This window comes from Alicyclobacillus vulcanalis (assembly GCF_900156755.1).
Lineage (GTDB): Bacteria > Bacillota > Bacilli > Alicyclobacillales > Alicyclobacillaceae > Alicyclobacillus > Alicyclobacillus vulcanalis.
The window spans coordinates 159,304-184,198 of the sequence record NZ_FTOO01000001.1; the positions used below are offsets into that span (position 1 = coordinate 159,304).

At 64.4% G+C, this 24,895-nt stretch carries 22 protein-coding genes; 19 read left to right on the plus strand and 3 right to left on the minus strand.

The features are described 5' to 3' along the window. Positions 1 to 3 precede the first annotated feature (3 nt). The 9 genes from BW934_RS00815 (at position 4) to BW934_RS00855 (ending at position 8,622) form a co-directional block, all read left to right on the plus strand. Positions 4 to 684: a polymer-forming cytoskeletal protein gene (locus tag BW934_RS00815; RefSeq protein ID WP_268757073.1), complete on the plus strand. Its 681-nt coding sequence runs from the start codon at positions 4 to 6 to the stop codon at positions 682 to 684. Between the two features lie 30 nt (positions 685 to 714). Next, a complete protein-coding gene (locus tag BW934_RS00820) occupies positions 715 to 2,244 on the plus strand; it encodes an MDR family MFS transporter (protein ID WP_076344101.1) in 1,530 nt (509 codons plus the stop codon). A gap of 29 nt (positions 2,245 to 2,273) precedes the next feature. Beyond that, the gene (locus BW934_RS00825; RefSeq protein ID WP_076344103.1) at positions 2,274 to 3,521 is read left to right on the plus strand and encodes an MFS transporter; all 1,248 of its coding nucleotides are present in this window, start codon (positions 2,274 to 2,276) and stop codon (positions 3,519 to 3,521) included. A gap of 90 nt (positions 3,522 to 3,611) precedes the next feature. Beyond that, complete coding sequence (locus tag BW934_RS00830) at positions 3,612 to 4,541, plus strand: manganese-dependent inorganic pyrophosphatase (protein ID WP_076344105.1); 930 nt, start codon at positions 3,612 to 3,614, stop codon at positions 4,539 to 4,541. A gap of 127 nt (positions 4,542 to 4,668) precedes the next feature. Next, positions 4,669 to 5,361, plus strand: a complete 693-nt coding sequence (locus BW934_RS00835) for a thiamine phosphate synthase (RefSeq protein ID WP_076344106.1) — start codon at positions 4,669 to 4,671, stop codon at positions 5,359 to 5,361. Next, positions 5,348 to 6,505, plus strand: coding sequence for a glycine oxidase ThiO (thiO, locus tag BW934_RS00840; protein ID WP_076344108.1), 1,158 nt, complete (start codon positions 5,348 to 5,350; stop codon positions 6,503 to 6,505). The genes BW934_RS00835 and thiO overlap by 14 nt, the downstream gene beginning before the upstream one ends. Continuing rightward, a complete protein-coding gene (gene thiS / locus BW934_RS00845) occupies positions 6,483 to 6,683 on the plus strand; it encodes a sulfur carrier protein ThiS (protein ID WP_076344109.1) in 201 nt (66 codons plus the stop codon). Before thiO ends, thiS begins: the two co-directional genes overlap by 23 nt. A gap of 105 nt (positions 6,684 to 6,788) precedes the next feature. After that, entirely contained in the window at positions 6,789 to 7,577 is a 789-nt protein-coding gene (locus BW934_RS00850; protein WP_200805701.1) for a thiazole synthase, read from the plus strand. Positions 7,578 to 7,593: 16 nt separating this feature from the next. After that, positions 7,594 to 8,622 carry a ThiF family adenylyltransferase gene (locus BW934_RS00855; RefSeq protein WP_076344113.1) on the plus strand — a complete coding sequence of 343 codons (1,029 nt, stop codon included), beginning with the start codon at positions 7,594 to 7,596 and terminating at the stop codon, positions 8,620 to 8,622. 2 nt (positions 8,623 to 8,624) lie between these two features. Here BW934_RS00855 and BW934_RS00860 read toward each other — a convergent pair whose 3' ends face one another. Then, positions 8,625 to 9,620: an SPL family radical SAM protein gene (locus BW934_RS00860; protein WP_076344115.1), complete on the minus strand. Its 996-nt coding sequence runs from the start codon at positions 9,618 to 9,620 to the stop codon at positions 8,625 to 8,627. 253 nt (positions 9,621 to 9,873) lie between these two features. On the opposite strand from BW934_RS00860, the gene nadC reads away from it, so the two are divergent. The 9 genes from nadC (at position 9,874) to BW934_RS00905 (ending at position 21,168) form a co-directional block, all read left to right on the plus strand. Beyond that, positions 9,874 to 10,719 (plus strand): carboxylating nicotinate-nucleotide diphosphorylase, encoded by an 846-nt coding sequence (gene nadC, locus BW934_RS00865; protein ID WP_076344117.1) that lies wholly within the window; start codon positions 9,874 to 9,876, stop codon positions 10,717 to 10,719. 12 nt (positions 10,720 to 10,731) lie between these two features. Further along, positions 10,732 to 12,243 (plus strand): L-aspartate oxidase, encoded by a 1,512-nt coding sequence (nadB, locus tag BW934_RS00870; protein WP_076344119.1) that lies wholly within the window; start codon positions 10,732 to 10,734, stop codon positions 12,241 to 12,243. Positions 12,244 to 12,255: 12 nt separating this feature from the next. After that, complete coding sequence (gene nadA / locus BW934_RS00875; protein WP_076344121.1) at positions 12,256 to 13,218, plus strand: quinolinate synthase NadA; 963 nt, start codon at positions 12,256 to 12,258, stop codon at positions 13,216 to 13,218. Between the two features lie 75 nt (positions 13,219 to 13,293). Beyond that, positions 13,294 to 14,904, plus strand: a complete 1,611-nt coding sequence (locus BW934_RS00880; RefSeq protein ID WP_076344123.1) for a glycoside hydrolase family 9 protein — start codon at positions 13,294 to 13,296, stop codon at positions 14,902 to 14,904. 273 nt (positions 14,905 to 15,177) lie between these two features. Further along, positions 15,178 to 17,286: a peptide ABC transporter substrate-binding protein gene (locus BW934_RS00885; protein ID WP_076344125.1), complete on the plus strand. Its 2,109-nt coding sequence runs from the start codon at positions 15,178 to 15,180 to the stop codon at positions 17,284 to 17,286. Between the two features lie 54 nt (positions 17,287 to 17,340). After that, positions 17,341 to 18,306, plus strand: a complete 966-nt coding sequence (locus BW934_RS00890; protein ID WP_076344127.1) for an ABC transporter permease — start codon at positions 17,341 to 17,343, stop codon at positions 18,304 to 18,306. A gap of 30 nt (positions 18,307 to 18,336) precedes the next feature. After that, positions 18,337 to 19,233: an ABC transporter permease gene (locus tag BW934_RS00895; RefSeq protein WP_084182383.1), complete on the plus strand. Its 897-nt coding sequence runs from the start codon at positions 18,337 to 18,339 to the stop codon at positions 19,231 to 19,233. After that, positions 19,230 to 20,222 carry an ABC transporter ATP-binding protein gene (locus tag BW934_RS00900; protein ID WP_076344131.1) on the plus strand — a complete coding sequence of 331 codons (993 nt, stop codon included), beginning with the start codon at positions 19,230 to 19,232 and terminating at the stop codon, positions 20,220 to 20,222. Before BW934_RS00895 ends, BW934_RS00900 begins: the two co-directional genes overlap by 4 nt. Beyond that, the gene (locus BW934_RS00905) at positions 20,212 to 21,168 is read left to right on the plus strand and encodes an ABC transporter ATP-binding protein (protein ID WP_076344133.1); all 957 of its coding nucleotides are present in this window, start codon (positions 20,212 to 20,214) and stop codon (positions 21,166 to 21,168) included. The genes BW934_RS00900 and BW934_RS00905 overlap by 11 nt, the downstream gene beginning before the upstream one ends. A 61-nt stretch (positions 21,169 to 21,229) precedes the next feature. On the opposite strand, the gene BW934_RS00910 is transcribed toward BW934_RS00905, so the two are convergent. Beyond that, on the minus strand, positions 21,230 to 21,886 hold the full coding sequence (locus BW934_RS00910) for an HAD family hydrolase (protein ID WP_076344135.1): 657 nt from the start codon (positions 21,884 to 21,886) through the stop codon (positions 21,230 to 21,232). A 261-nt stretch (positions 21,887 to 22,147) separates the two neighbouring features. Here BW934_RS00910 and BW934_RS00915 point away from each other — a divergent pair, with 261 nt between their 5' ends. After that, positions 22,148 to 23,560, plus strand: a complete 1,413-nt coding sequence (locus tag BW934_RS00915; protein ID WP_076344137.1) for an ammonium transporter — start codon at positions 22,148 to 22,150, stop codon at positions 23,558 to 23,560. On the opposite strand, the gene BW934_RS00920 is transcribed toward BW934_RS00915, so the two are convergent. After that, on the minus strand, positions 23,557 to 24,825 hold the full coding sequence (locus BW934_RS00920; RefSeq protein ID WP_076344139.1) for a glutamine synthetase family protein: 1,269 nt from the start codon (positions 24,823 to 24,825) through the stop codon (positions 23,557 to 23,559). The genes BW934_RS00915 and BW934_RS00920 overlap by 4 nt on opposite strands. Positions 24,826 to 24,895: the final 70 nt, after the last annotated feature.

The window sequence follows — 24,895 nt, forward strand, 5'->3', positions numbered from 1 at the left end:
GGGATGGCCGTGGCGAGAGATGCAAAGCCCAATTTGACCGTGATGGGCGAATCGACCTCGGCGGGCGGCAACTTCGCGAGGGTGCGCATCATGGGACAGGCGGACGTGCGCGGTCCGCTCGTGTGTGAACGCCTGCGTGTCATGGGCCAACTCGACGCGGAAGCCGATCTCTCGGCGGACACCGCGTCCATCATGGGGCAGGTCACGTGCCAGGGCGACGTGATCGCGGCGAAGTTGGACGTGAAAGGTGCACTGCGCTGCGGCGGGCACCTGTCGGCGGGCGAGCTGAAGACAGCGGGCGAGATTGAGGTGAAGGGCAACTGCGGAGCAGATCGGGCGCTGATTCGCGGGGCGTTGACGGTGGAGGGCCTGTTTTCCGCGGATGAGGCCCGCATTCGGCTCCACGGCCCATGCCGGGTGCGAGAGATGGGGTTGGGGCGGCTGGTCGTGGAGCTGCCCAAGCACGCGTGGGGCGCTTCCTTTCGGCGACACGGGACCCTTGAGGCGGACGTGATTGAGGCGGACGAGGTCGATCTCGTCCATACCCGCGCCCGGGTGGTTCGAGCGCAGGTCGTGCGCGTGGGGGTGGGGTGCGAAATCGAGTGTGTGGAATACGGCCGCACATGCGATGTCCATCCGGGTGCCAAGGTGGAACACGTCATCGACGCGCGTGCAAACGGATAGGCGTGGAATGCGGAGAAAGGAAGTGGTGACGTGGCAAAGGGGACGTCCAAGCGCGGATTCGTCGTTGCGGCGCTTCTTTTGGGCATTTTCGTCGCGGCGATGGACAACACCATCGTGGCCACGGCGACGGGCAACATCGTGGCACATCTGGGCGGCCTGGAGCAGATTGTGTGGATCACGGCGGCCTACATGCTCACGGAGATGGCCGGCATGCCGATCTTCGGCAAGTTGTCAGACATGTACGGGCGCAAGCGGTTTTTCATGTTTGGCCTCGCGGCCTTTCTGATGGGCTCCATTTTGTGCGGGACGGCTCACAACATGACGGAACTCGCCATTTACAGAGCCATCCAGGGCGTCGGCGGCGGAGCCCTCATGCCGATCGCGTTTACCATCATCTTCGACGTGGTGCCGCCGGAAGAGCAGGGGAAGTTCTCGGGGCTGTTTGGCGCCGTGTTTGGGCTCGCGAGCATCTTCGGTCCGCTCCTCGGCGCCTACATCACGGAGCACTGGTCGTGGCGCATCGTCTTCTTCATCAACGTGCCCATTGGCGTGATCGCGTTTGTCCTCATCCTGTTCGCCTATCGCGAATCGGCGCGCCATGGGAGGCAGGCGATTGACTGGTTGGGCATCTTCACGTTGGTGCCCGGTGTGACGGCGCTCACGTTTGCGCTCGAGTTCGGGGGACAGCGGTACGCGTGGAACTCGGCGCCGATTGTCGCGGGCTTCGCGTTGGCCGCTCTGCTTCTCGCCGTGTTCTTCGTGGTCGAGATGCGGGCGAAGGAGCCGGTGGTCTCGCTTCATCTGTTTCGGAAGCGCACGTTCGCCATTTCGAACGTGGCGGGCATTGTAAGCGGCAGCGCGTACATCGTGGCCGTGGTGTGGATCCCCATCTATGTGCAAGGTGTCCGGGGCGGATCGCCCGTGGACGCCGGGCTGTTTCTCCTCCCGATGATGGTCGGATCGTCGGTGACAGCCGCCGTGGCGGGCCGCTGGGCGAGTCGCGCCGCGTTTCGGACGGTGCTCCTGCCGTTCGCCTTCGTCTTCGGCGTGGGCATCGCGCTCCTGCTCGGCCTGCGCGCCGATTCGCCCTCTTGGCTCGTTCTCTTGGACATGGTGGTGGTGGGGCTTGGGATCGGGCCGTTTTTCTCGGTCACCGGCATGGCGGCGATGAGCGATCTCGACGCGCAAAACCGGGGCGCAGGCAGCTCGACGAACAACTTCGTGCGGGAGCTCGGGATGACCGTGGGCATCGTGATTTACGGCGCCATCCAGAAGCACGCATTCGCTCACCAGGTGTCGCTCGCGTTTCGCGGCGTGCCGCAGGCACAGGAGTTCAGCCACATGGACCCGCGCGCCATCATGTCGCCGCAGATGCGGCATTCGATGCCCGACTTCGTGCTCACCAAGCTCGTCGACGCGCTGAATCAGTCGATTCACACCGCATTCGTGTGGGATCTCATCCCATGTGGATTGACGGTCGCGGCCGTGATCCTCTTCGGCCATTCCCGCTTTCGCGCCCCAGCGTGGCCACAGGCCCGATACGGCGAAGCGAGTGAGTGACGGTCCGCTTCGCGAGAGGAGAGGGTAGCATGTTCCGCGTCTTGAGGCGTCCGGCGTTCGCGTCCGTATGGCTGGGGCAGGCACTGTCCCAGCTCGGTACGCAGCTCTTTTTCATCATGGCGTACTGGGAGCTCCAACTGCGCTCACCTTATTGGTTGTCCGCTGCCGGCCTGGTCCTGACCTTGCCGAACCTCCTGTCCGCCGTCGGCGGCAGCCTTGTCGACCGCTGCGACGCCCGCCGCGTCATGCTGTGGACCGATCTCGCCCGCGCCGCGGTGTCGTTCGCTGGCGCTTTGGCGTACGCCCTATGGCCCCACGGGTTTGTCGGCGTCACGTTCGTCATCCTGGCGGTGCACGGGGTCGGCGCGAGCCTGTTCGGCCCCGCGGAGAGCGTGCTATTGCCCCGCCTGGTGCCGGACGAAGAACTCGTGGCCGCCAACGGCCTCGTCATGACGACGTCGCGCCTCGCCGTCTCGGTCGGCGCCGCCCTGGGTGGAGCCAGCATCGCGATGCTCGGCGTGCCGTGGGTCGCCGCGATCGACGGCCTGAGCTTTCTGGCGAGCGCGGGTGCGGTGGCGAACGTGATCCGCCTGTGGCAGCGCGAGGGCAAGCCGTGGCGAGCGGCGTCCGCAGTAGCGGGGCCGAAGGCCGCGATGTGGACGCAGTTCACCGAGGGCTGGCGGGTCGTCGCGCGCATGCGCTGGTATGTGGCCGTCTTGCCCTTCATTGTGCTCGTGAACTTCTCGTTTGCCGGGGTTGACCTCCTGATGTCGGTGTGGACACACCACGTGCTTCACGCGGGAGCTTGGGCCTACGGCGCTTTGAACGCCTCGCTGTCGCTCGGGCAGGTGGCCGGCAGCCTGTGCGCGGGTCTTGCGGCCAAGTTGCAGGCGCGCACCGGACTCGTAGCCTTTGGCGCCCTCACTGCGTTGTCGCTCCTCGCGCTCAGTGTGTCGCGCACGGTGCCCCTCGCGGTTTCCATCGTCGCACTCTTCGGAGGTGCTCTGGCGATCATCAACGCGATCGGCTTCGCGCTCATGCAGCGCGCGATCCCGGAAGAGGTCCGCGGTCGCGCCTTCGGGATCATCTACTCGTTCGCCGGTATTGCCACCCCACTCGCTTCTCTGTTCGCTGGCCTGTCCTTGCGCGTGGTCCCTGTCGCCGCCTGGATGTGGCTCGGCGCCGCCTCCTGCGCCGCGCTCGTCGCGGGCTGGTGGCACGCGCTGCCTCGGGGGCGCACGGGGGCACCGGGCAACGACGTGGCCGCCGAAGCGTGACCCTGGGCGCGAACCCGCCGTGCAAACAAGCCTTGTAACCTGCTATACTGGATTCGAATGTTTACAAAATCGCTTGGAGGAGTCGGCTGCATGGCGAAGCGCTTGATTTTCGGCCACCGAAACCCGGATACGGACGCGATCACGTCCGCGATCGCATACGCTCATCTGAAGCGCGAACTCGGCGAGGATGTGGAGCCGGTGGCGCTTGGCGAGCCCAATCCCGAGACGCAGTTTGTGCTCCAGCACTTCGGCGTGCCCGCGCCGCGCGTGATCGAGAGCGTCGCGAGCGAGGTGAGCGAGGTCATCTTGGTCGATCACAACGAGCGCCAACAGAGCGCGCCGGACGTCGACCAGGTGAAGGTCGTGGAAGTGATCGATCACCACCGCATCGCGAACTTCGAGACGGCGGATCCGCTTTACTATCGGGCTGAGCCGGTCGGCTGCACGGCCACCATTCTGAACAAGTTGTACAAGGAGAAAAACGTGGCCATCCCGCGCCATGTGGCGGGCATCATGGTCTCGGCCATCATCTCGGACACGCTTTTGCTCAAGTCCCCCACGTGCACGGACGAAGACGTGAAGGCCGCGCGCGAACTGGCTGAGGTGGCGGGCGTGAAGCTCGAAGAGTACGGGCTTCAGATGCTCAAGGCCGGCGCGGACCTGAGCCAGAAGACCGTGGAGGAGCTCCTCACGCTGGATGCGAAGGAGTTCCAAATGGGGAGTCACAAGGTCGAAATCGCGCAGGTCAACGCGGTGGACGTCAACGACGTCCTGGCGAAGAAGAGCGACATCCTTCAGGCCATGGAGAAGAAGATCGCCGACAAGGGGCTGGACCTGTTCTTCTTTGTCGTGACCGACATCCTGAATAACGACTCCGTGGGTCTCGCGCTCGGCTCCGCGTCCGCTGCCGTCGAACAAGCGTACGGCGTGAAGCTGGAGGACCACCAGGCGCTTCTCAAGGGCGTGGTGTCCCGGAAAAAGCAGATCGTGCCGGTGTTGACCGAGGTCTTGTCGAAGTGAACCCGGCGTAAGCTGAGCTTGGGATTCGAAAATTGGATGGCTGCCATGTGGCGGCGCGTTTGCGAGGTTCAGACTGGAAACCTGCCGTGCCTGTGAGGGTGCGGCTTTTCTTTTTGGAGATGACAACATGACCCATGTGCTCCATGTGCTGAGTGATCGATCTCGGCAGGCGGCTGTGCCGCTCGAGGAAGCGCTCTGGCTCGCAGCAGAGGGCGGCGCAGACGTCCTTCAAGTCCGGGAGAAGAAGGCCCCTGCGCTCGCCGTGTATGAGATGACGCGCTCCCTTCTCTCGCGGATCCGCGACGGCGGGCTGGCAACCAGCGTGTTGGTGAACGATCGCGTCGACGTTGCCCTGGCGGCGGGGGCAAACGGTGTGCATCTCGCCGCGAAGTCGCTGCCCGTCGGCGCGGTGCGCGACCTGTTGGCCGCGGTGCAGAAGCCGCTTGTCATCGGATGCTCGGTGCACTCGCTCGAGGAGGCGCTCGCCGCAGAGGCCGCGGGCGCGGACTACGTCACGTTTGGCCATGTGTTTCCGACCGCGAGCCATCCCGGCTTGCCGCCAAAGGGCGTGCGTGAACTGGCGCGGGTCGTCGAGGCGCTCTCCATCCCGGTCGTGGCCATCGGCGGGATCGATGCGGCCAACGTGGCCGAGGTGTTGGCTGCGGGCGCGAGCGGCGTGGCCGTGATTGGCGCAGTCGTGGAGTCGCCGGATCCGCGCGGGGCGGCAGCGCGGATCAAGGAGGCGATGGCACGGTGCCAGGCGCCGCCGAAGGTGACATTTCCAGCTGTGAGGGGAGAAATGCCGCATGCAGGGCTATGACGTCGTGGTGGTCGGGGGCGGCGCCATCGGAATGGCGGCAGCGCGGGAGATGGCGCGCGCCGGGCTGCGTGTGGCCGTGATCGACCGAGGGCAGCTGGGCGGAGAGGCCTCGGGCGCGGCCGCCGGGATGCTCGGGGCGCAGCTCGAGGCGCACGGGCCAGACGCGTTTTACCAACTGTGCCGCGCGAGCCGGGCGATGTATCCGGTCTTTGCCGAAGAGCTGCGCGAGGAGACCGGGGTCGACATCGAGTGGGTGGAGAATGGCATTTTACAGCTTGCCCGGTCGGAGGGCCAAGCGATGGCGCTGCGGGAGCGCATGCGCTGGCAGCGGGAGGCCGAGGACGAGGCCGTGTGGCTCGAACCCGATGATCTGCGTGCGTTCCAGGCGAGTGTCGCTGCGGATGCGTGGGGCGCGCTCTACCTGCCCCGCGACGGAAACGTGTACGTGCCGCGGCTCGTCGCCGCACTTCGCGCCAGCGTGGCGCAGACGTGCGCGGTCTTCGAGGGCGAGGAGGTCTTGCGCATCCATCGCGACGGCGCCGTTTGGTGCATCCGCGGGGCGCGGGGGACGTACGCCGCAGATCATGTCGTCGTGGCCGCGGGCGCATGGGCTTCGCGGCTGTTGCTTCCGCTCGGTGCGCGGGTTGAGGTGCGCCCGGTGAAAGGTCAGATGCTCGCCGTGCGGCCTGTGCAGGGCGCGCTGCTGCGCCACACCGTCTACGACGCCGGCACATATCTTGTCCCGAAGCGGGACGGCACGGTCGTGATTGGCGCGACGGAGGAGCCCGACGCGGGTTATGACAAGCGCAACACCCTGGACGCTTTGGCGGCGCTTGCGGCCCGCGCGCTCGACGCCGTGCCCGGGCTTCGCGGCGCCGAATGGCTGCGCGCGTGGAGCGGGTTACGGCCGCGGATCGCGGGGGAACAGGCGAATCCCGTCATCGGACCGTGGCCCGGGGCTCCAGGTCTTACGCTCGCCGTGGGCCATTTCCGCAACGGCGTGCTTCTTGCGCCCATCACCGGCCGCATGGTGACCGCCGCCGTGCTCGGGCGCGAGCCCGAGGAGGCGTGGCGCCCGTTCTGGCCGAGTGCGCAGACGACGGCGTTTGGAGGTGATACGCGTGCAGGTGCGGCTCAACGGTAAGGACGTCCATCTGCCGGACGGCATGACCGTGCGCGATCTCATCCGCCACTATGAGCTCGAGGGCGAGCCCGTCGCCGTCGAGCGAAACGGGCAGATCGTCGACCGGCGCGACTTTGGTGCCGAGCGGCTTCAGGCGGGGGACGTGATCGAGCTCGTCCGATTTGTCGGCGGCGGATGAACGGTATGGGCGGCTCGCTCGCTTAGGTGGGCCACGCATCGCGCCGTCGAGTGAAGTCCTCGCCGAATGGGTGGCAGGGACGATGAATTGAACGCTGGAAGGAGCATGTTTCCCGTGGAACCTTTGGTGATTGCAGGGCGATCCTTCAACTCCCGCCTCATGGTGGGTACGGGCAAGTACGATTCGCTAGAGGTCATGCGCGAAGCGCTCGACGCCTCAGGCGCCGAGATCGTCACCGTGGCTGTGCGCCGCGTCAATCTGGACGCGCGCGAGGCGTCTCTGCTTGCCTACATCGATCTCGACCGCTACACGCTCCTGCCGAACACGGCTGGTTGTCACACCGCGGAGGAGGCGGTGCGCACCGCGCGGCTGGCGCGCGCCGCCGGGCTGTCCAATTGGGTCAAGCTCGAGGTCATCCCGGACGACGGCACGCTTTTGCCCGATCCCATCGCGACCGTCGAGGCGGCGGAGGTCCTTGTCAAGGAGGGGTTTGTCGTGCTCCCCTATACGACGGACGATCACGTCGTGGCCCGGCGCCTGCTCGAGGTGGGCTGCGCCGCTGTGATGCCGTACGGGTCGGCCATTGGCACGGGCCGCGGCCTCGAATCCGTTGAGCGCATCGCGCGCATTGTCGACGAGGTGCGCGGGCGCGTGCCCGTCGTGGTGGACGCGGGCATCGGGGCGCCTTCCGACGCTGCGCTCGCCCTCGAGACCGGTGCGGACGCGGTGCTCGTCAACACGGCGATTGCGCGCGCGGGCGATCCCGTCGCGATGGCGCGTGCGATGCGACTCGCTGTCGAAGCGGGGTATCTCGCGCGTCGCGCCGGTCGCATTCCGAAATCGGGCGTTCCGTCGCCGTCCAGCCCGGAGGCAGGCGTCGTGGGCCGCAGTTGAAAAGGAGACGCATCGGATGGGTTTTGACTTTCACCAACGCTACTCTCGGCAGATCCGGTTTCGTCACATCGGCGAGCAGGGACAGGCGCGGATCGCATCGTCGCGCGTGGCGATTGTCGGCCTCGGAGCGCTCGGGACGGCAAGCGCCGCTCAATTGGCGCGCGCCGGCGTCGGCTATCTGCGACTCATCGACCGCGACATCGTGGAGCCTTCCAACCTGCAGCGGCAAATCCTCTACACCGAGGAAGACGCGCGCGCCGGGCGGCCCAAGGCTGTCGCAGCCCGAGACGCACTTCTCGCCGCCAACGCGAGCATCGCCATCGATGCCGTGGTGGACGACGTCGACTCGGCCAATGCGGAAAGTCTGCTCGCCGACGTGGACGTGATCGTGGACGGGAGCGACAACTTCGAAGTTCGGTATCTGGTGAACGATGTGGCCGTGAAGCACGGGCTGCCGTGGGCGTATGCAGGCGCGGTGGAGGCGCACGGTACGAGTGCCTTCCTGCGCCCCGGGCGAACCCCCTGCCTTGTGTGCTTGCTCGGGCGCGCGGCGCGCGTCGGACATGACACGTGTGACACCGTCGGCGTCATTTCGCCCATTGTTCAATGGATGGCTTCGTATCAGGTGGCAGAAGTGTTGAAGTACCTCGCCGGTCAGGAGGACGCGTTGTCGAATGCCATCCTCCAGGCGGACCTCTGGAACACCGATGTGCGCCTCATCCGCATGGGTGGCCCCAAGCCGAATTGCCCGTGCTGCGCTAAGCGGGTGTTTGCGGCGCTCGGCTCGGGTCGCCGCGCGCTCTCGGTGACGTTCTGCGGCCGCCAGACCATTCAGGTTCGGCCCGAGCGCGATGCGGCGCTGTCCCTTGGAGCGCTCGCCGACCGGCTGCGCCCCCTCGGGGTGGTGCGCGCCAACGACGCGCTGCTCCGCTTTGAAACGGGCGACATTTCCATCACCGTCTTCCCCAACGGGCGCGCGCTCGTCCACGGCACGGACGATCCCGCCCGCGCCCGCGCGCTCTACGCGCAATACATCGGCATGTGACCTCACAGCGGCAGCCTCAGTTGCACGCACTTCGCGGCCTCCGCGCCCTTTTCCGCGTGGCACAGCGGCGAACGGGCCGAGGCCGCGTGCGGGGCATGGGGTCCTTGTTTCGCATCGGCGTGAGCGCGAGGGGCAAATCCCGCCAGGCGCCTGGCCTGAGCCTCCGCCGCGTATAGCCGCTCGGCATACGCGCGCGGCGGATACGCTCGTCCCGCGTACATGCGCTCGTAGCGCGGGACCCATGCGGGGTACGCTTGTTTCAGCACCGAGAAAAACCACGGCTTCACCTCGGGCGCGAGGCGAAGCGAGGAGACCATGACGTCGTAGGCGCCGCAGTCGCGCGCCTGCTGCATCAGCTTGGCCAAATGGTCGATCTGATCCGTCAGATACGGCAACACAGGGGCGATGAAGACGCTCACCGGAACGCCGGCCTTGGCCAGTCGTTCGACGGCGCGCAGCCGAACGGACGGCGGGGGTGTGGCCGGTTCAAACGCTCGCCAAACCTCGGCATCCAGCGTGTGCAGGCTCACATGCACGCCTTCGAGTCTGGCGCGCTGGAGCACATCGAGGTCCCGGAGGATCAGGGGCGATCTCGTCGTCACGCTGAATCGCACACGATACCGGCTCAATACCTCGAGGCAGCGGCGCGTCACGCGAAAGCGGGCTTCGGCCGACTGATACGGATCTGTGGCCGTTCCCACCGCCACGGTGCCAAGGAGCGCAGCCATTTGTTCTACATCTCCTCCAAACCGCGCGACCCGAGCCTCCAGTTCTGCTTCCAGAATCCTCGGCACATCCTCTTTCACGTGGATGCGGGAGCGAAACGCGTCGTCCGCGCCGTAGCCAAGGTATTCGTGCGTCCCTCGCGCGTAACAGAAGGCGCATCCATGTCCGCATCCTCGATACGGATTGAGCGACCAGCCAAACGGCATGCTCCCGGCCCGCACCCGATTCAGTGCGCGCTTCACACCCATCGGAATGAACTTCGGCGCTTCCATGCACATCCTCCTCCTCGTGCGACCTCCGCGAAAGGGACGAGCTCGAGCCGCAATGCGAACATATGTTCTGATTCGAGTATACCCCTCGATCCCGACGAACGCAACCGGCTCCGTCCGATTTCCAGGTGCAAAGTGGTTGCGTGTGTGTTAGTGTATATACAGCTGATTAAACAGGTGTTTGAACGGCATGTCGGGTTAAACAGCATTGGCCGCCTGGCGCGTGCCAGGGCTGATGCGAAGAGGAGGTAAGGCGATGTGGCTCGACCTGGTGACGCGTGATCTCATCCGGCTTGCGCTTGCGGAAGATTTGGGACGGGGCGATCTCACGACGGAAGCCGTCATTCCGCCCGAGGCAACCGCACGCGCGAGCGTGTGGATCAAGGAGCCTGCCAGGGTGTGTGGGACGGCGGTTTGCCAAGCGGTTTTTCACGAGGTGGATCCCCATCTCCGCATCGAGGTGGAACAAGCGGACGGGACCGACCTGGACGAACCCCGCGTCGTCCTGCGCGTGGAGGGGAATGCGGCCTCCATCCTCAGCGCGGAACGGACAGCGCTCAACTTTCTCTCTCGCCTGAGCGGCATTGCCACCGCAGCGAGGGACGCGGTGAGAGAAATTGAAGGGACCCGGGCGCGCATCCTGGACACGCGCAAGACCACGCCGGGGTGGCGGGCGCTCGAAAAGTACGCCGTGCGCGTTGGGGGAGCGGGGAATCACCGCTTTGCCCTCGACGACATGGTGCTCATCAAGGACAACCACATCGCCGTGGCTGGCGGCGTCTACGAGGCTGTGAGGCGCGCGAAGGCGCGCGCGGGCTTTGCGCACAAGATTGAGGTCGAGGTCGAATCGCTCCAGCAGCTCGACGAGGCGCTCGCCGCCGGAGCCGACGTGATCCTGCTCGACAACATGGACCTGGCCGCCATGCGCGAGGCCGTGGCGCGCACAGGGGGCCGCGTGCCCCTGGAGGCATCCGGCAATATGCGCCCTGGCCGGCTGCGAGCGGTCGCAGAAACGGGCGTGGACTACATCTCCATGAGCCACATCACCATGCGCGCCTCGGCGGTGGACGTAGGGCTTGACGTGGACATGGAGCGCATCTGAGGAGGTGGCGCGATGGAATCGGCAGGCGTCGTCGTGGTGGGCGCCGGGATCGCCGGGCTCACGGCCGCCCTGTGCGCGGCCGAGTGGGATGAGGTGTGCGTCATCGCGGGGGACGGCCCGGGCGCTTCGAGCTCGGCGCGCGCCCAGGGAGGGCTCGCGGCTGCCGTGGGCGTCGGGGATGCGCCGGTTCTCCACGCCGACGACACGCTTCGCGCGGGCGCAGGGCTCTGCGACGAGCCGCGCGTGCGCGAACTCGCCGCCGAGGGGCCTGACGTGATCGCCTGGCTCACGCGCATGGGGGTACCGTTCGATCGCGACCCCACAGGCGCGCTGCTCTTGGGGCGCGAGGGAGGCCATTCGCGCGCCCGCATTGTGCACGCGGGTGGAGACGAGACGGGCCGCTTCATCACGGAAGCCCTGTGGCGCGCCGCCGTCCGTCATCCGCGGATTGAAATTCGGCGCGAGACCTGCGTGGCCGTGGCGCAGGACCCGACCGGCCGCGCCGTTGGCGTTTGGACGTGGGATGGCCGCGCGTACCATGGGGTGGCGGCGCGGCGAGCGGTGGCGTTGGCGACGGGGGGCGTGGGCGCACTGTTTGGCCGGACGTCGAACCCACAGACGGCGCTCGGCACAGGGATCGCGCTCGCCTACAAGGCCTTGGCAACGCTTGCGAATCTCGAGTTCGTCCAGTTTCACCCAACGCTCTGGATCGGCCCCGACGGGGACGTCATGCTTCTCTCCGAGGCACTGCGCGGCGCCGGGGCGGTGCTCGTCACGGAGCGCGGCGCGCCCTTGTTCGCCGATCCGGCTGACAACCTTCGCACGCGCGACGTCGTCGCGCTTGCCATCGCAAAGGCGGAGGAGGCGGGTGAACGCGTGTTGCTCGACGCCACACGCGTCAAGGATGTGACGTCGCGCTTTCCTTCGATTGCGGCCCGCCTCGCACGCACAGGGATCGACATCGCGGCGGAGCCGGTTCCGGTGACACCCGGTGCGCACTTTCTGATGGGCGGTATTGAAGCCGATCTCGCCGGGCGCACGTCGGTGCCGGGGCTCTTTGCACTCGGCGAGGTCGCGTGCACGGGGGTGCACGGTGCGAACCGCCTGGCGAGCAATTCGCTCTTGGAATGTGTCGCGATGGGGAGGCGCTTCGGGCGCGCAATGTGCGAGGAGCCGAGTGTTCGAGGGGAGACACCCGTTGAGCCCCGCTGGTTGCTTCAGCCGACGGAGGACGCCCAAGTCCTCGGCGAGCTCGCGCCGCTGATGTGGCGATGCGTCGGTCTGGTGCGGGATGAGCCGGGGCTTTGCGCCGCGATCGAACGGCTCGACGAACTCAGAGCGCAATACCCGGGTTCCGGAGCTGTCGTCACTGCGTCGCTCATCGCCCGCGCGGCTCGATGGAGGCGAGAGAGCCGAGGGGGGCACGTCCGGCGAGATGCCCCAGCGCCGATAGCGTCCTATGCACGTCCGAGCCGGATGTCCATGGAGCAGGAGATTTCGAACTTGAGCCTTGCCGTGAAGTAAGGAGGAGTCGGCATGATTGAGGCGAACGTGGCGCGCGACGCGCTGGTAGAGGAAATTCTCGAGTGGAAGTCGAAGCGAAACGCCCTCATCCTCGCGCACAACTATGAGCTTCCGGAGATCCAGGACATTGCGGACGTGTTGGGCGACTCGCTCGCGCTTGCTCGCGCCGCCATGCGGGCGGAGGCCGAGGTCATCGTGCTGTGCGGCGTGCACTTCATGGCCGAAACGGCCGCCATTTTGAACCCGGATAAGACGGTGCTCCTGCCGGACGCCCATGCGGGTTGTTCTCTCGCGGATTCGATCACGGCGGATGAGCTGCGGGCCTGGAAGCAGGAGCACCCTGGTGCCGTCGTGGTGTCGTATGTCAACACGTCCGCCGAGGTGAAGGCGGAAAGCGACTACTGTTGCACGTCGTCCAACGCGGTGCAGGTGGTCAGGAGCATCCCGGAGGATCGGGAGATCCTTTTCTTGCCGGACATGTTCCTCGGTTCCTACGTCAAGCGGGTGACCGGTCGGGACAATTTGCACATCTGGATGGGCGAGTGTCACGTGCACGCAGGCATTCGGCCTCACGACATCGAGCAGACGCTCGCGGCGTATCCGGATGCGGAGCTGCTCATCCACCCCGAGTGCGGCTGTTCGACGTCCAACATGTACCTGCTCGCCGAGGGCCAACTGCCGGCGGATCGGACGCACGTCCTTTCGACGAGCGGAATGCTCGCCCGAGCGCGCCAATCGGACAAGCGCGCGTTCATCGTGGCGACGGAAGTCGGCATTCTGCATCAGATGGAGCGGCAGAACCCTGGCAAGACGTTCATCCCAGCCAATCGCGCCGCCGTGTGCCCGTTTATGAAGATGATCACGCTGGAGAAGGTCCGGGACGCCCTCGTGCACCTGCAGACCGTGATCTCCGTCCCGGAGGATATCGCCAATCGCGCCCGGATCGCCATCGAGCGCATGGTGGCCATCGGCTGAGCCAAGTTCCCGTGGCAGGTCTGGCGGCTGTCCACGTCGAATTCTCTTCCTCAGCGCGGAGGGAGAGGATTCGACGTGTCTTTGTCTCCTAAATCGATTTTCGTCAACCAATTGGGTTACCTGACCGGCGGGCAGAAGCGCTTTTGGATTCGCGCTCGCAGTCCGCTGCCCTTCGTCCTCCAGGCGGCCGGTGGCATGGCCGTGTACGCCGGAATCACCAGCCCCGCTGGCGGCGATTATCAAGCGGGGGACTTCTCGGCGCTGTGCGCGCCGGGGACGTACCAGTTGGAGGTAGGAGGGAGCCGCGTGCCCGTGGTCATTCGCCGGGGCGCCTACCGGGATGTTCTGAACGCCCTGCTCCGCTTTTTTGACTACCAGCTGTGCGGCGTAGCGTTGCCAGCGTCCGAGGCTGGACCGTGGGCTCACGGCCCGTGCCACACCCACCCAGCCCAGGTCTTGGGAGAGGCCCGCACCGTTTCATGCAACGGGGGCTGGCACGACGCGGGAGATTACGGCAAATACACCGTGCCGGCCGCGAAGGCTGTGGCGGATCTTTTGCTCGCCCACGAATGCTTCCCGTCCCCGCTCGCCGAATGCCGTCCCATGGAGGCCGTGCACCCGACGCCGCACCTGCCGCCCGCGCTCGAGGTGGCGCGCGAAGAGGTGGTCTGGCTTCTGTCGATGCAGGACCCCGAGACGGGCGGGGTGTACCACAAGGTCAGCACAGCGGCCTTCCCGCCGCTCGACACGCGCCCCGAGGACGACGCGGCGCCTTTGGTGCTCTGTCCCATCTCCTACGCTGCCACCGCCACGTTTTGCGCGGCCATGGCGCACGCTGCCGTCGTCTACCGCCCGTTCGATCCGGCCCTGGCTTCGTGTGCTGCAGACGCCGCTCGGCGCGCCTACGCGTGGCTTTTGCGGGGCGACATGCGCCCGTTTCGAAATCCTGCGGAGATCCGCACGGGCGAGTATGGCGATGACGAACTCCGCGATGAGCTCCTCTGGGCGTCGTGCGCCATGCTGCGCCTCACGGGCGATCCCGCTTGCCACGCGCTTTGCGAACCGCTTCTTGACCTCGACCTTCCCTTGGAGCTCGGCTGGGCTGACGTCGCGCTGTACGGCGTGATCGCGTACCTCATGGCGCCTCCTGGGGCGACTCGCACGGACCTTCGGGCGAAGCTCGTCCAGCGGTTCAAGAGCCTTTTGGACGATTTCGCGGCGCTCGCTAAGGCGCACCCGTTTGGCCTGCCGATGCGCGACGAGGACTTCATCTGGGGCAGCAACATGGTGCTGCTCAACCGCGCCATGTCGTTTCTGGTGGCGGAAGCGCTCGGTGTGTATCACCCGGCCACTCGCGCCGTGGTCCAGCGGACGGTGGACTACCTGTTGGGGGCCAATCCGCTTGGCCAGTGCTACGTCACGGGATTTGGCACGAATCCCGTTTGCCATCCGCATCACCGGCCATCCGTCGCCGACGACGTGGGCGATCCCGTCCCCGGCATGGTCGCGGGCGGGCCTAACCGAAATCTGCAGGACGAGATCACGCGCAGAAAGCTGGCGGGTCGTCCAGCCATGGAGGCCTACATCGATCATCAGGACAGCTATTCCACCAACGAGGTGGCCATCTATTGGAATTCGCCCGCGGTTCTGGTGGTGGCGGGCCTCATGGAGAAGGGAGAGCGGTGATGTCGCAGGTCGCGGCGGGAGCTTAAAAAGACAAGGATCGCCTAATGAGACTATTGATTTTGGCATGTCTCAATTTTATGTTTGAGACATCAGCCAAATCGTTTTGCATCTATGCAAATCGATTTGGAGCCTTGGTTCCAAGTTGAGGGTGCGGAATCAGGGGGTGGTGTACGCGTCCAGGCCTGGGCAGTGCATGGCAAGCATGATGGGGGTCTTTGAAAGCGTTCTCGAGACGTCGAAAACGCAAAGACACACGCAGAAGGAGTGACCAACGTGGCTAAACGGAAGCTCAGAAAGTGGCACGTGCCCGTCGCGGTTCTCGTCGCGAGTGGTGGACTCGTGGGGTGCGCCACGTCGACGCAGAACCACAGCACCTCCAATAGCGGCGCGGCTTCAGCCGTTCCCGTGCACGCGGCGAGCGGAGGCAACGGAACGGTGACCATCACGTATCCGTCTCCGCCGGGCATCTCGTCGCTCGATCCTTCGCAGTGGGCGGCTCAGATCCTCGTGGACCAGGGGACCATCCTCGAGGGCCTCTACGGCTACAATCAACAAAATCAAATTGTGCCGAAGATTGCATCGGGTTATTCTCTCTCTAAGGACGGACTCACCTGGACCATCTACCTGCGGCATGACGCCCGCTGGTCCAATGGGGACCCGGTGACGGCCCAGGACTTCTATTACGCCTGGATGCGGCAGCTGAACCCGGCGAACTCGCAGGCGCAGCTGTGGGCGAGCGTGCTGAACAACGTGAAAAATGCGTATCAGTACCACTCGGGCGCGGTGCCGGCGAGCAAGGTGGGCATCAAGGTCATCAACAACTATGAACTGCAGATCACGACCACGACTCCGCACTATATCCTGGGCGAGTTGGCCGTATCGGCGTCCATGCCGCTGGATCCCAAGGTGGTGAACGCGCACCCGACGAACTGGTATCTGCCGCAGTACTTCGTCGGCGACGGTCCGTATGTCGTGAAATCGTTTACGCCGAACGGAACCATCACGCTCGTGCCGAACCCGAAGTACGTCGGCCATCCAGGCGAAGTGAACCACGGGAATGCGAAGGTCATCAACCTCGTGCCCGGAACCACGGTCGCCGTCGAGGACTACATGGCGGGCAAGCTGGACGTGGCGCTCGTCGGATCGCCATCCGACCTGCAGTACATCAAGACGCACAACCTGAACAGCCAACTGCACGTCTCGCCTGATTACAGCATCGAGTATCTGGAATGGGATCATTCGGCGGACCCGTCGCCGTACTACAACCCGAAGGTGCGCGAGGCCATCGCGATGGCCATCCAGCGCCAGCCCATCGTGCAGGATGTGCTCGACGGCATGGGCGGTGTGACCAACACGTTCTCGACGCCCGGCTGGCCCGCGGCCAAGTACGAGAAGGGGCTGCCTGAGAACGTGGCCGAGGCCAAGAAGCTTCTGGCGGAGGCCGGGTATCCGAACGGAAAAGGACTGCCGGTCCTTTACCTGTACGCTCCCGTGCCCGATGTGAACCAGCAAGGTGTGCCGGTGGCCGAGGCCGTGTCGCAGGAGCTGCAGCAGAACCTCGGCATCCAGACCAAAATCGTTCAGGAGAACCAGACGGATTACAGCGCGCTCGTCTGGGAGGGGCCGCTCAAGGACATCCAGCCTGGCTTCGTGGTGGCGGCGGGTGCCGTGAACTGGTTCGAGCCTGCCAACATGGACATCCAGGCGAGCCAGGGCATCTACTTCCCGGGCGACTACGGCTGGACGCCGCAGCAGGTGCAGCACGTGTTGCCGTGGTACAACACGCCGTACGATCCGGCTTCGGTGGCCAAATACGGCAATCCGCAGAACCCGAACACCGGCGTGAACTGGAGCGACTGGATCCCGCTGCAGAACGAAGTGAAGAAAGATATCGCCATTATCACGAAGTGGACGAAGGAGCAGCCCGCAGCGTGGCAGGCCATCCTGAATCCTCCGGGCACACCTTCGCTCCAGGATCAGTGGAACCAGATTGTTCAGCAGTGGAAGACGGCGAAGACCGCGAGCGCGAAGCACGCCGCGTTCGTCCTCGCGTGGGAGTTCGTTGCGCCCGAGTCGGCAACCACGACGCTTGGCGGTACCAACACGGGCGCGCTCGACGTGCAGGCCTGGTGGGACACGAACGAATCGGAGCAGGAGCGCGAATGGCGGATGTGGCAGGCGTACGAGCAGAACAGCATGACTTCGTCCCAGGCCGCCGTCTGGGCCGGAAAGCTCGTCACGTCGCTTGAGCAGCAGGCGTGGGTCATCCCGCTCTACTACAACGAGACGTTCTACCTCGAGAAACCGTGGGTCACCGGTGCGCAGCCGAACCCCTGGGCATGGGGCAACTTCTATCAATTCCAGTATCTTTCGACCAAGTGACGGCATCCTGGCCCGCGGGCGCTGGCCCGCGGGCGGGCTGAAGGGAGGCCTGCGATGTTCTACCTCAAGTTTTTCGCCAAGCGATTTGTCGCCATCGTGATCACCCTGGCGGCCGTCATTGCCATTTCGTACATCATGATGTACTACTCGCCCGGGGGATTCATGAACACGACGCAGCTTGCGTCCGCCCTCGCGCCGCTCGCCGCTCAGGACCCCGCCGCTTATCAGAAACTCATGGAGCAGTTTCAGAGTCGGTATGGCCTGAATTTGCCGCTGTGGAAACAGATTCTGCTTTATGAATGGCACACGTTTACCTTCAACTTCGGGAATTCCATGCAAAATCCGACCTTGAGCATCATGTCACAGTTGAAAGGTTCACTGCCCATCAGCGTCTTCCTCGCGTTTGGCTCGGTCGTCGTATCGGTCGTGATCGGCATCCCGATGGGGGTCATCGCGGCGCTCAAGCGGAACTCGTGGGTCGATTATCTGGTGACGTCGCTGTCGATGTTTGGCCAGGCCATCCCGTCGTTTGTGCTCGCGGTCATCTTTGTGCTCATCTTCGGCGTTGTCTGGCAAAACATCCTGCCCGTCACGGGGTGGGGAACGCCTGCGGATGCGGTCCTGCCCATTTTGTCTCTGGCCGCAGGGAATATCGGCGTGGTCGCGCGCTACATGCGAGGCAGCCTGATCGAGACCATGAGACAGGATTTCATTCGGACCGCCAAGGCGAAGGGCGTGAAGTACTGGGCGCTCGTCATCCGGCACGGCGTGCGCAACTCGCTCACCGCGCTCATCACCGTGATCGGGCCCCAATTTGCGTTCACGGTCGTCGGCACCGTGTGGGTGGAGAACATTTTTGCCATTCCGGGCCTCGGAAAGGTCATCTCCACGGCGTTCACCAACTTCGACTTCCCCATGGCCATCACAGCGGTCTTCATCTTGGGGGCGACCATCATGCTGACCAACCTGGTGGTGGACCTCATTTACTCCTGGATGGACCCGCGGGTGAAGCTCCAGTGAGCCGGTTAGACGCGAAGACGGACGGGAGGGATGTTTGTGGCTATCGCGGTAACGCAGCCCCACGCACCAGCGCGGCGCGCTAGACGGAACTCGCCGATGTACCGCGCCTGGCAGAGGTACCGGAAAAACGGCTTTGCCGTGGCAGGCCTCGTGTGGGTCATCATCTTCTTCATCATTGGCATTATCGGGCCGTGGATCGCGCCGTACAGCTATACGTACGCCGATTTCCTGCACATGCACTCGGGGCCTTCCTGGCAGCACTGGTTTGGCACCGATACCGTGGGGTACGACGTCTTCAGCCAAATCTTGTATAGCATTCGCTACGCGCTCGAAATTGCGCTAGGCGCCACGTGCGTCAGCTTTTTGATCGGCGTCATTTTGGGCCTTTGGGCAGGGCTCGCCGGCGGTCTCATCGACATCATCGTCATGCGCGCCGTCGACTTTATGTTCGCGTTGCCCTCGTTTTTCTTTGCACTGATTTTGATGGTGATGCTCGGCAAGGGCATCTTTCCCATGATCCTCGCCATTGGCGTGCCGGGCTGGGCGGGATACGCCCGCCTCATCCGCTCCCTCGTACTCGCGATGCGGAACGGCGAGATGGTAGAGGCCGCACGGGCACTCGGCGCCTCGCAGTGGCATATTGCGCGCAAGTACATGTTTCCGAACGTCGTGGGGAGCATGGTGGTCTCCCTGGCGTTTGGCATTCCGTATGACCTGACTGCGCAAGCAGGCCTCAGCATCGTGGGCATGGGGTTAAATCCGCCGATGCCGTCGTTTGGCAACATGCTGGCGCAGGCGGGCGCCAACATCCTCGGCTTCCCGTGGCTCCTCTACTTCCCTGCTGGCGTCTTCGCCATCACGCTCCTCTCGTTCTTGTTCGTCGCCGACGGCCTGCAGGAAGCGTTCAACCCGAAGGGAGGCGTATGACGGTGTCACAGCCGCTCTTGTCCATCGAAGATCTGTACGTCGAGTTCGATCGAGGCGAAGACACGGTCTACGCGGTCAACGGCGTCAGCTTCTCCATCGCCGAAGGCGAGACGCTCGGCATCGTCGGAGAAAGCGGTTCAGGGAAGTCGGTCACCCTCATGTCCGCGATCGGCCTAATTCGGGAAAACGGCCGCATTCGGTCGGGAAGGGCGCTGTTTCAGGGGACCGACTTGTTGAAACTGTCTCAACGCCAGTTGGAGGACATCCGCGGCCGCGAGATAGGCGTCGTGTTTCAGGATCCAATGACGAGCCTGAATCCGGTGATGCGCATCGGCGATCAGATCATGGAAGCCATGTTGGCGCATCATTTCTGCAGCCATCGGGAGGCGTTCGAGCGAACGCTTCAGCTGCTGCACGAGATGGGCATTCCAGAGCCGAAGGCCAGGTTCAAGAACTATCCGCACGAGTTCTCGGGCGGCATGCGCCAGCGGATCATGATGGCCATTGCGCTCGCATGTGAACCGCAACTGCTGATCGCGGACGAACCGACGACGGCGCTCGACGTCACCGTCCAGATGCAAATCCTCGCGCTGCTCGAGGAGCAGCGGCGCAAGCGGAACATGGCCGTTGCCATCATCACGCACGACTTCGGCGTCGCGACGAATTTCTGCGACCGGATCATCGTGCTGTACGCGGGTCAGATCATGGAGGTGGCAGACACCAAGGCGTTTATCCGCGAGTCGGCCCATCCGTACACCGTGGGGCTCAAACACTCGATCATCGAGATGGGTCATCGATCGAAGCCGTTGCGTCCGATCCCAGGGATGGCGCCGACGGTGACGGAACCTCCGAAGAGCTGCCCGTTTGCACCGCGTTGTCCGCTGGCAAGCGATCGGTGCCGGCACGAGTTGCCCGAGCTGCGCGAGATAGGTCCCGGACACTGGGTGGCGTGTCACCGGGCCGAGGAGGTGCTGGAAGATGTCATCTGAGGCGCTGCTCGAGGTGCGCGAGGTGTCGAAGCGGTTCCGCGTGCAAGGGCGGGACCTTCACGCGGTGGAAAAGGTCTCGTTTGAGCTTCAGCGCGGGCAGACGTTTGGGCTGGTCGGCGAGAGCGGGTCGGGAAAGTCCACGCTCGGGCGGTTGGTGCTCAAGCTGCTCGACGCGACGGAGGGAAGAATTGTCTACCAGGGCAAGGACATCACGGGCTTCACGCAGAAGCAGATGCGGCCCCTCAGGCGGGAGATGCAAATCATCTTTCAGGACCCGATGGCGAGCATGAGTCCGCGCATGACGATTGGCATGGCCATTGAGGACGCGATGATCATCCACAAGATCGGGACCAAGGAGGAGCGCCAACGGCGCATCGATGAGTTGCTCGAGCGCGTGGGCTTGCCTCGCGAGGTCAAGTGGGCATATCCGCACGAACTCTCAGGAGGGCAGCTGCAGCGCGTCGGGATCGCGCGCGCGTTGTCATTGAATCCGAAACTCGTCATCTGCGACGAGCCGATTTCGGCGCTCGACGTGTCGATCCAAGTGCAGGTCATTCAGCTGCTCCGCGAGCTTCAGCAGGACTACGACTTGACCTACATCTTCATCTCGCACAATCTGGCGGTTGTCGAGTACCTGAGCGACGTCGTAGCGGTCTTGTACTTGGGCGAGGTGGTGGAGCAGGCGCCGGCGGAGGAGCTCTTCTCTCGGCCGACGCACCCCTACACGCAGGTGCTGATCCAGTCCATTTTGAAGATGCCAAAAAGCGCTGAAGAGCGCCAAACGCTGACGTCCATTCAGGGCGAGATTCCGTCTCCCTTCGATCCGCCGAAGGGGTGCCCGTTTCACCCGCGCTGTCCGGTCGCCACGGACATATGCCGGACGGTGAAGCCGGAGCGGCGCCATATCGCGCCTCAGCACGCGGTGGCGTGTCATCTCGCCACCTGACTCACGCTTGGCAGACCGGGACGGCGAGATGGCCGTCCCGTTTTGATTCACGATGTTCTTCCTAATCTTTCAATAGCGAGGCTATCAACATCTCCCAATCCAACCCCTCCAAACTTCTGCGAAAGTGGCATCCATCCGGAAATGCCATCTGCTGTGTCAAGGCGTTGGGCACGCACAGCACGTGCAGGCCAGCGGCGATGGCCGCTTGCGCGCCATTTGGCGAATCCTCGACGGCGAGCGCGTTCCTGGGCGCGACGCCGAGACGTTGGCAAGCCAATTGGTATAAGGCCGGATGCGGCTTCACTTGCTCGACGTCGTCCGCAGTCGCGACGACTGCAAAGAAGTCGCGAATCCGATGTTGCACGAGAAACGGCTCGACGTACGCGCGATGCGAGCTTGTCGCGAGGCCGATGGCGATCCCGAGGCGATGGAGTTCTTCAAGCGACGCCCGCACGCCGGGCCGCAGCGGTTCGCCCTCGAGAAGCTCGCGATGCGCTGCTTCGACCTCGCGCGCGGCGTCCCCGGGCTTCAGGTTCGTTTCGGCCTCGCAAAGGTGCTGAATGGGATCGAACGCGTCGTTCGTCGTCCCCACGGTCTTGGCATACAGGTGACTCGGAAACTGGCGTCCATGCCGGCGATAGAGGGCGCTGTACGCCTCCCACCACGCCCGCTCGGTATCGAGAAGTGTCCCATCGAAGTCAAAGATGACAGCCTTCATGTCGACCTCCCATGGCCCTTTCCAAGAACGATCATACCACGGCGGCTGGCTCGAGGATCTGCCGCGGCCCTCGGAGCAGGCACGGCCAGGCGATCGCGTGTGTAAATAAACATAACAAAATCGACTGAAATCGCTTGCAGATAGTCCGCTGTGAACATGTTACCTTTCTGTACGTTAGAATAGCTAACAAATTTCGTTGACGCTCAGGAGGTGTGCGTGTATCGTTATAAAAAAATTCACGCAAGGGAGTGGGCTGAGAAGATGGTCAAGACACGGTGGAAGTGGCTCTTGTCTTTCTCGGCAGGACTTGGTGCTGCACTCGCGCCCGCGACGTGCTTTGCGGCGACCACGACTTCGCCGCTCAACTCCGGCGACGAGGCGTGGATTCTCGCCTCTTCGGCGCTTGTACTCCTGATGACGCCGGGTCTCGCCTTTTTCTACGGCGGGCTCGTGCGGACGAAAAATGTCATCACCACCATGCTTCAGGTGGTCGCAGTCATTCTCGTGGTCTCCCTTCAGTGGGTGATTTTTGGCTACAGCTTGGCGTTTGGGCCCGACTTCCACCATATCATCGGCAACTTGAGCTGGGTCATGATGCGCGGCGTGGGTGAGGCGCCCGATCCGAACTATGCGCCCACCCTGCCCAACATGCTCTATGCCATCTTCCAAATGATGTTTGCCATCATCACGCCGGCGCTGATTGTCGGCGGGTTGGCGGAACGCGTCCGTTTCGCTTCGTTTGTGGTGTTCATTGTCCTGTGGGCGACTTTCATCTACGACCCGCTCGCGCACTGGGTGTGGGGCGCAGGAGGTTGGCTGCACAATCTCGGCGTGCTCGACTTTGCCGGCGGGACCGTCGTGCACATCTCGTCCGGCGTCGCTGGGCTGATGGCCGCTTTGTACCTCGGGCGCCGCGCAGAGCACGGAACGGGTGAAATCAAGGCGCACAATGTCCCGTTTGTCCTTCTCGGCACGGCGCTCTTGTGGTTCGGTTGGTTTGGATTCAACGCCGGCAGTGCGGTCGCGGCAAACTTCCTGTCGGCCGAGGCGTTCCTCGCCACCAACACAGCCACCGCCGCGGCTGCCGTGGGCTGGATGATCGTCGAGAAGTTGCGGACCGGACACGTCACGCTCGTGGGCGCCTGTGCGGGCGCTGTCGCCGGACTTGTGGCGATCACGCCTGCGGCCGGCTTCGTGTCGCCTGGCTATTCCATCGTGCTTGGGCTCCTCGGCGGCGCCTTCTGCTACTTTGCATCCACCTTCATGAAGGCGAAGCTCGGGTACGACGACGCGCTGGACGCCTTTGGCGGCCACGGCATCGGCGGGACGTGGGGTGCCATCGCGACCGGACTGTTCGCCTCGACCGCCGTCAATCCGTCGGGCGCCAACGGGCTCGTGCACGGCAATCCGCACCAAGTGGTCCTGCAGCTCATCGGCGTGGCGAGCACGTGGGTGTTCTCCGGGGTGGGCAGCCTGATTTTGCTCTTCCTGGTCGACAAGGTCATGGGCCTGCGCGTGACGAAGGAAGAAGAGATCATGGGGCTCGATCTCGCCCTGCATGCGGAGTCGGCGTATCCGGAGACGCTCACGGCGTCCGAACTGCCCAAGTACTTTGGGGCCAACGTGACGCCCTTCATCAAGGACTCGCCGCTTGAACACGGCTCCCAAAGCTAAAGCGTGAGATACATCTCGCGCTCCCAAGCGTGGACGGTTTGCGCGTAAGCCTTCCATTCGAGCTTTTTGGCCTCCAGGTAGTGGCGAAGGGCGTGATCGCCGAGCGCCGCCTGGAGGCAATCGTCTTGTTCCAGCGCTTCCAGAGCGTCGCGCAAGGACGCGGGGAGCTCTGCGACGTGGCGGAGAAATCGCTGTTCGGCAGACCACCTCTCCGGCAGGTCGTCGAGACGCGGCGGGAGATCCAGGCGTTGCTCGAGGCCATCCACCCCTGCCGCGATTGCGCAGGCGAGCGCGAGGTACGGATGGGCCGAGGCGTCCGGAGCCCTCCATTCCCAGATGCCCTCCATGCGGCGCAAATACGGCGCGGGATGGCGATCCGACCATACGGCGAAACCCGGTGCTTCGCTCCCGCCGAGGCGTTTGTAGCTGTTGACGGTGGGGTTGGCAAGGGCGCACAGGCCGGGTGCGTGCGCAAGAATGCCGGCCGCGAACGACGACCACATGCTGGATTCTCTGTTTGGATCTGCCGACTTGAACGCGAGGTGCAGACCGGAACCGGGATGGCGGTTGAATGGCTTGGGCATGAACGACGCCGTGAAGCCGTGCAATCCCGCCTCGCGGCGGATGATGAGCTTCGCGGTGACTATCGCGTCCGCGGCGGCCACGGGCGGCAGCGGGGCGAGATCCACCTCGTACTGGTTGGGCGCTGCCTCATGGTGGATTTGCGTCACACCCACGCCTGCGTCCGCGAGTCCGCCGGCCATCGCCTCCAGGCAGCGCTCGTGGCGGTGCGACGGGAACTCGTCGAAGTACCCGGCGGGATCGCCCGGGTCCGGCGTTTCAGCCACAAAGCCCTGAGGGAGGAGAAAAAACTCGAGTTCCGCCGAGATCATGAGTTGCGGCGCTCCGCTGGCCAGCGCACGGTCGACGCTGCGCGCCAAAATGCGGCGCGGGTCCCCGGCAAACGGCAGGCCATCGGGCAGGGTGGATTCGCAGATGAGCCTGAGCTCGCGAAATCCGCTCGACGCCCGCCACAACCGCGCCGTCGAGAGATCGGGTGCGAGGCGCATGTCGGCCTCCTCCTCGCGGGCGAAGCCCTCGATGGCCGATCCGTCGAAACCGAGCCCCTGATCGAGCACGTCGGCCAATCGGTTGGCGGGAACGGCGACGGACTTCACGGAGCCCATCAGGTCGACAAACTGGAGGTGAAGGACGGAGATCTGCTCGGCCTTCACAAGGGCGAGGAGCGAGTCCAAGCCTGACATTGCGAACCACCTTTCGATCGCTCGTTTCTACAGATCATAAAACACGAAATCTCGAAAATCTAGCAATCAT

Coding starts and splice junctions, on each gene's coding strand:
- BW934_RS00815 (WP_268757073.1), top strand. CDS start 4: ATGGCCGTGGCGAGAGATGCAAAGCCCAATTTGACCGTGATGGGCGAA.
- BW934_RS00825 (WP_076344103.1), top strand. CDS start 2,274: ATGTTCCGCGTCTTGAGGCGTCCGGCGTTCGCGTCCGTATGGCTGGGG.
- BW934_RS00830 (WP_076344105.1), top strand. CDS start 3,612: ATGGCGAAGCGCTTGATTTTCGGCCACCGAAACCCGGATACGGACGCG.
- BW934_RS00835 (WP_076344106.1), top strand. CDS start 4,669: ATGACCCATGTGCTCCATGTGCTGAGTGATCGATCTCGGCAGGCGGCT.
- thiO (WP_076344108.1), top strand. CDS start 5,348: ATGCAGGGCTATGACGTCGTGGTGGTCGGGGGCGGCGCCATCGGAATG.
- BW934_RS00850 (WP_200805701.1), top strand. CDS start 6,789: ATGTTTCCCGTGGAACCTTTGGTGATTGCAGGGCGATCCTTCAACTCC.
- BW934_RS00855 (WP_076344113.1), top strand. CDS start 7,594: ATGGGTTTTGACTTTCACCAACGCTACTCTCGGCAGATCCGGTTTCGT.
- BW934_RS00860 (WP_076344115.1), bottom strand. CDS start 9,620: ATGGAAGCGCCGAAGTTCATTCCGATGGGTGTGAAGCGCGCACTGAAT.
- nadC (WP_076344117.1), top strand. CDS start 9,874: ATGTGGCTCGACCTGGTGACGCGTGATCTCATCCGGCTTGCGCTTGCG.
- nadB (WP_076344119.1), top strand. CDS start 10,732: ATGGAATCGGCAGGCGTCGTCGTGGTGGGCGCCGGGATCGCCGGGCTC.
- nadA (WP_076344121.1), top strand. CDS start 12,256: ATGATTGAGGCGAACGTGGCGCGCGACGCGCTGGTAGAGGAAATTCTC.
- BW934_RS00890 (WP_076344127.1), top strand. CDS start 17,341: ATGTTCTACCTCAAGTTTTTCGCCAAGCGATTTGTCGCCATCGTGATC.
- BW934_RS00895 (WP_084182383.1), top strand. CDS start 18,337: ATGTTTGTGGCTATCGCGGTAACGCAGCCCCACGCACCAGCGCGGCGC.
- BW934_RS00900 (WP_076344131.1), top strand. CDS start 19,230: ATGACGGTGTCACAGCCGCTCTTGTCCATCGAAGATCTGTACGTCGAG.
- BW934_RS00905 (WP_076344133.1), top strand. CDS start 20,212: ATGTCATCTGAGGCGCTGCTCGAGGTGCGCGAGGTGTCGAAGCGGTTC.
- BW934_RS00910 (WP_076344135.1), bottom strand. CDS start 21,886: ATGAAGGCTGTCATCTTTGACTTCGATGGGACACTTCTCGATACCGAG.
- BW934_RS00915 (WP_076344137.1), top strand. CDS start 22,148: ATGGTCAAGACACGGTGGAAGTGGCTCTTGTCTTTCTCGGCAGGACTT.
- BW934_RS00920 (WP_076344139.1), bottom strand. CDS start 24,825: ATGTCAGGCTTGGACTCGCTCCTCGCCCTTGTGAAGGCCGAGCAGATC.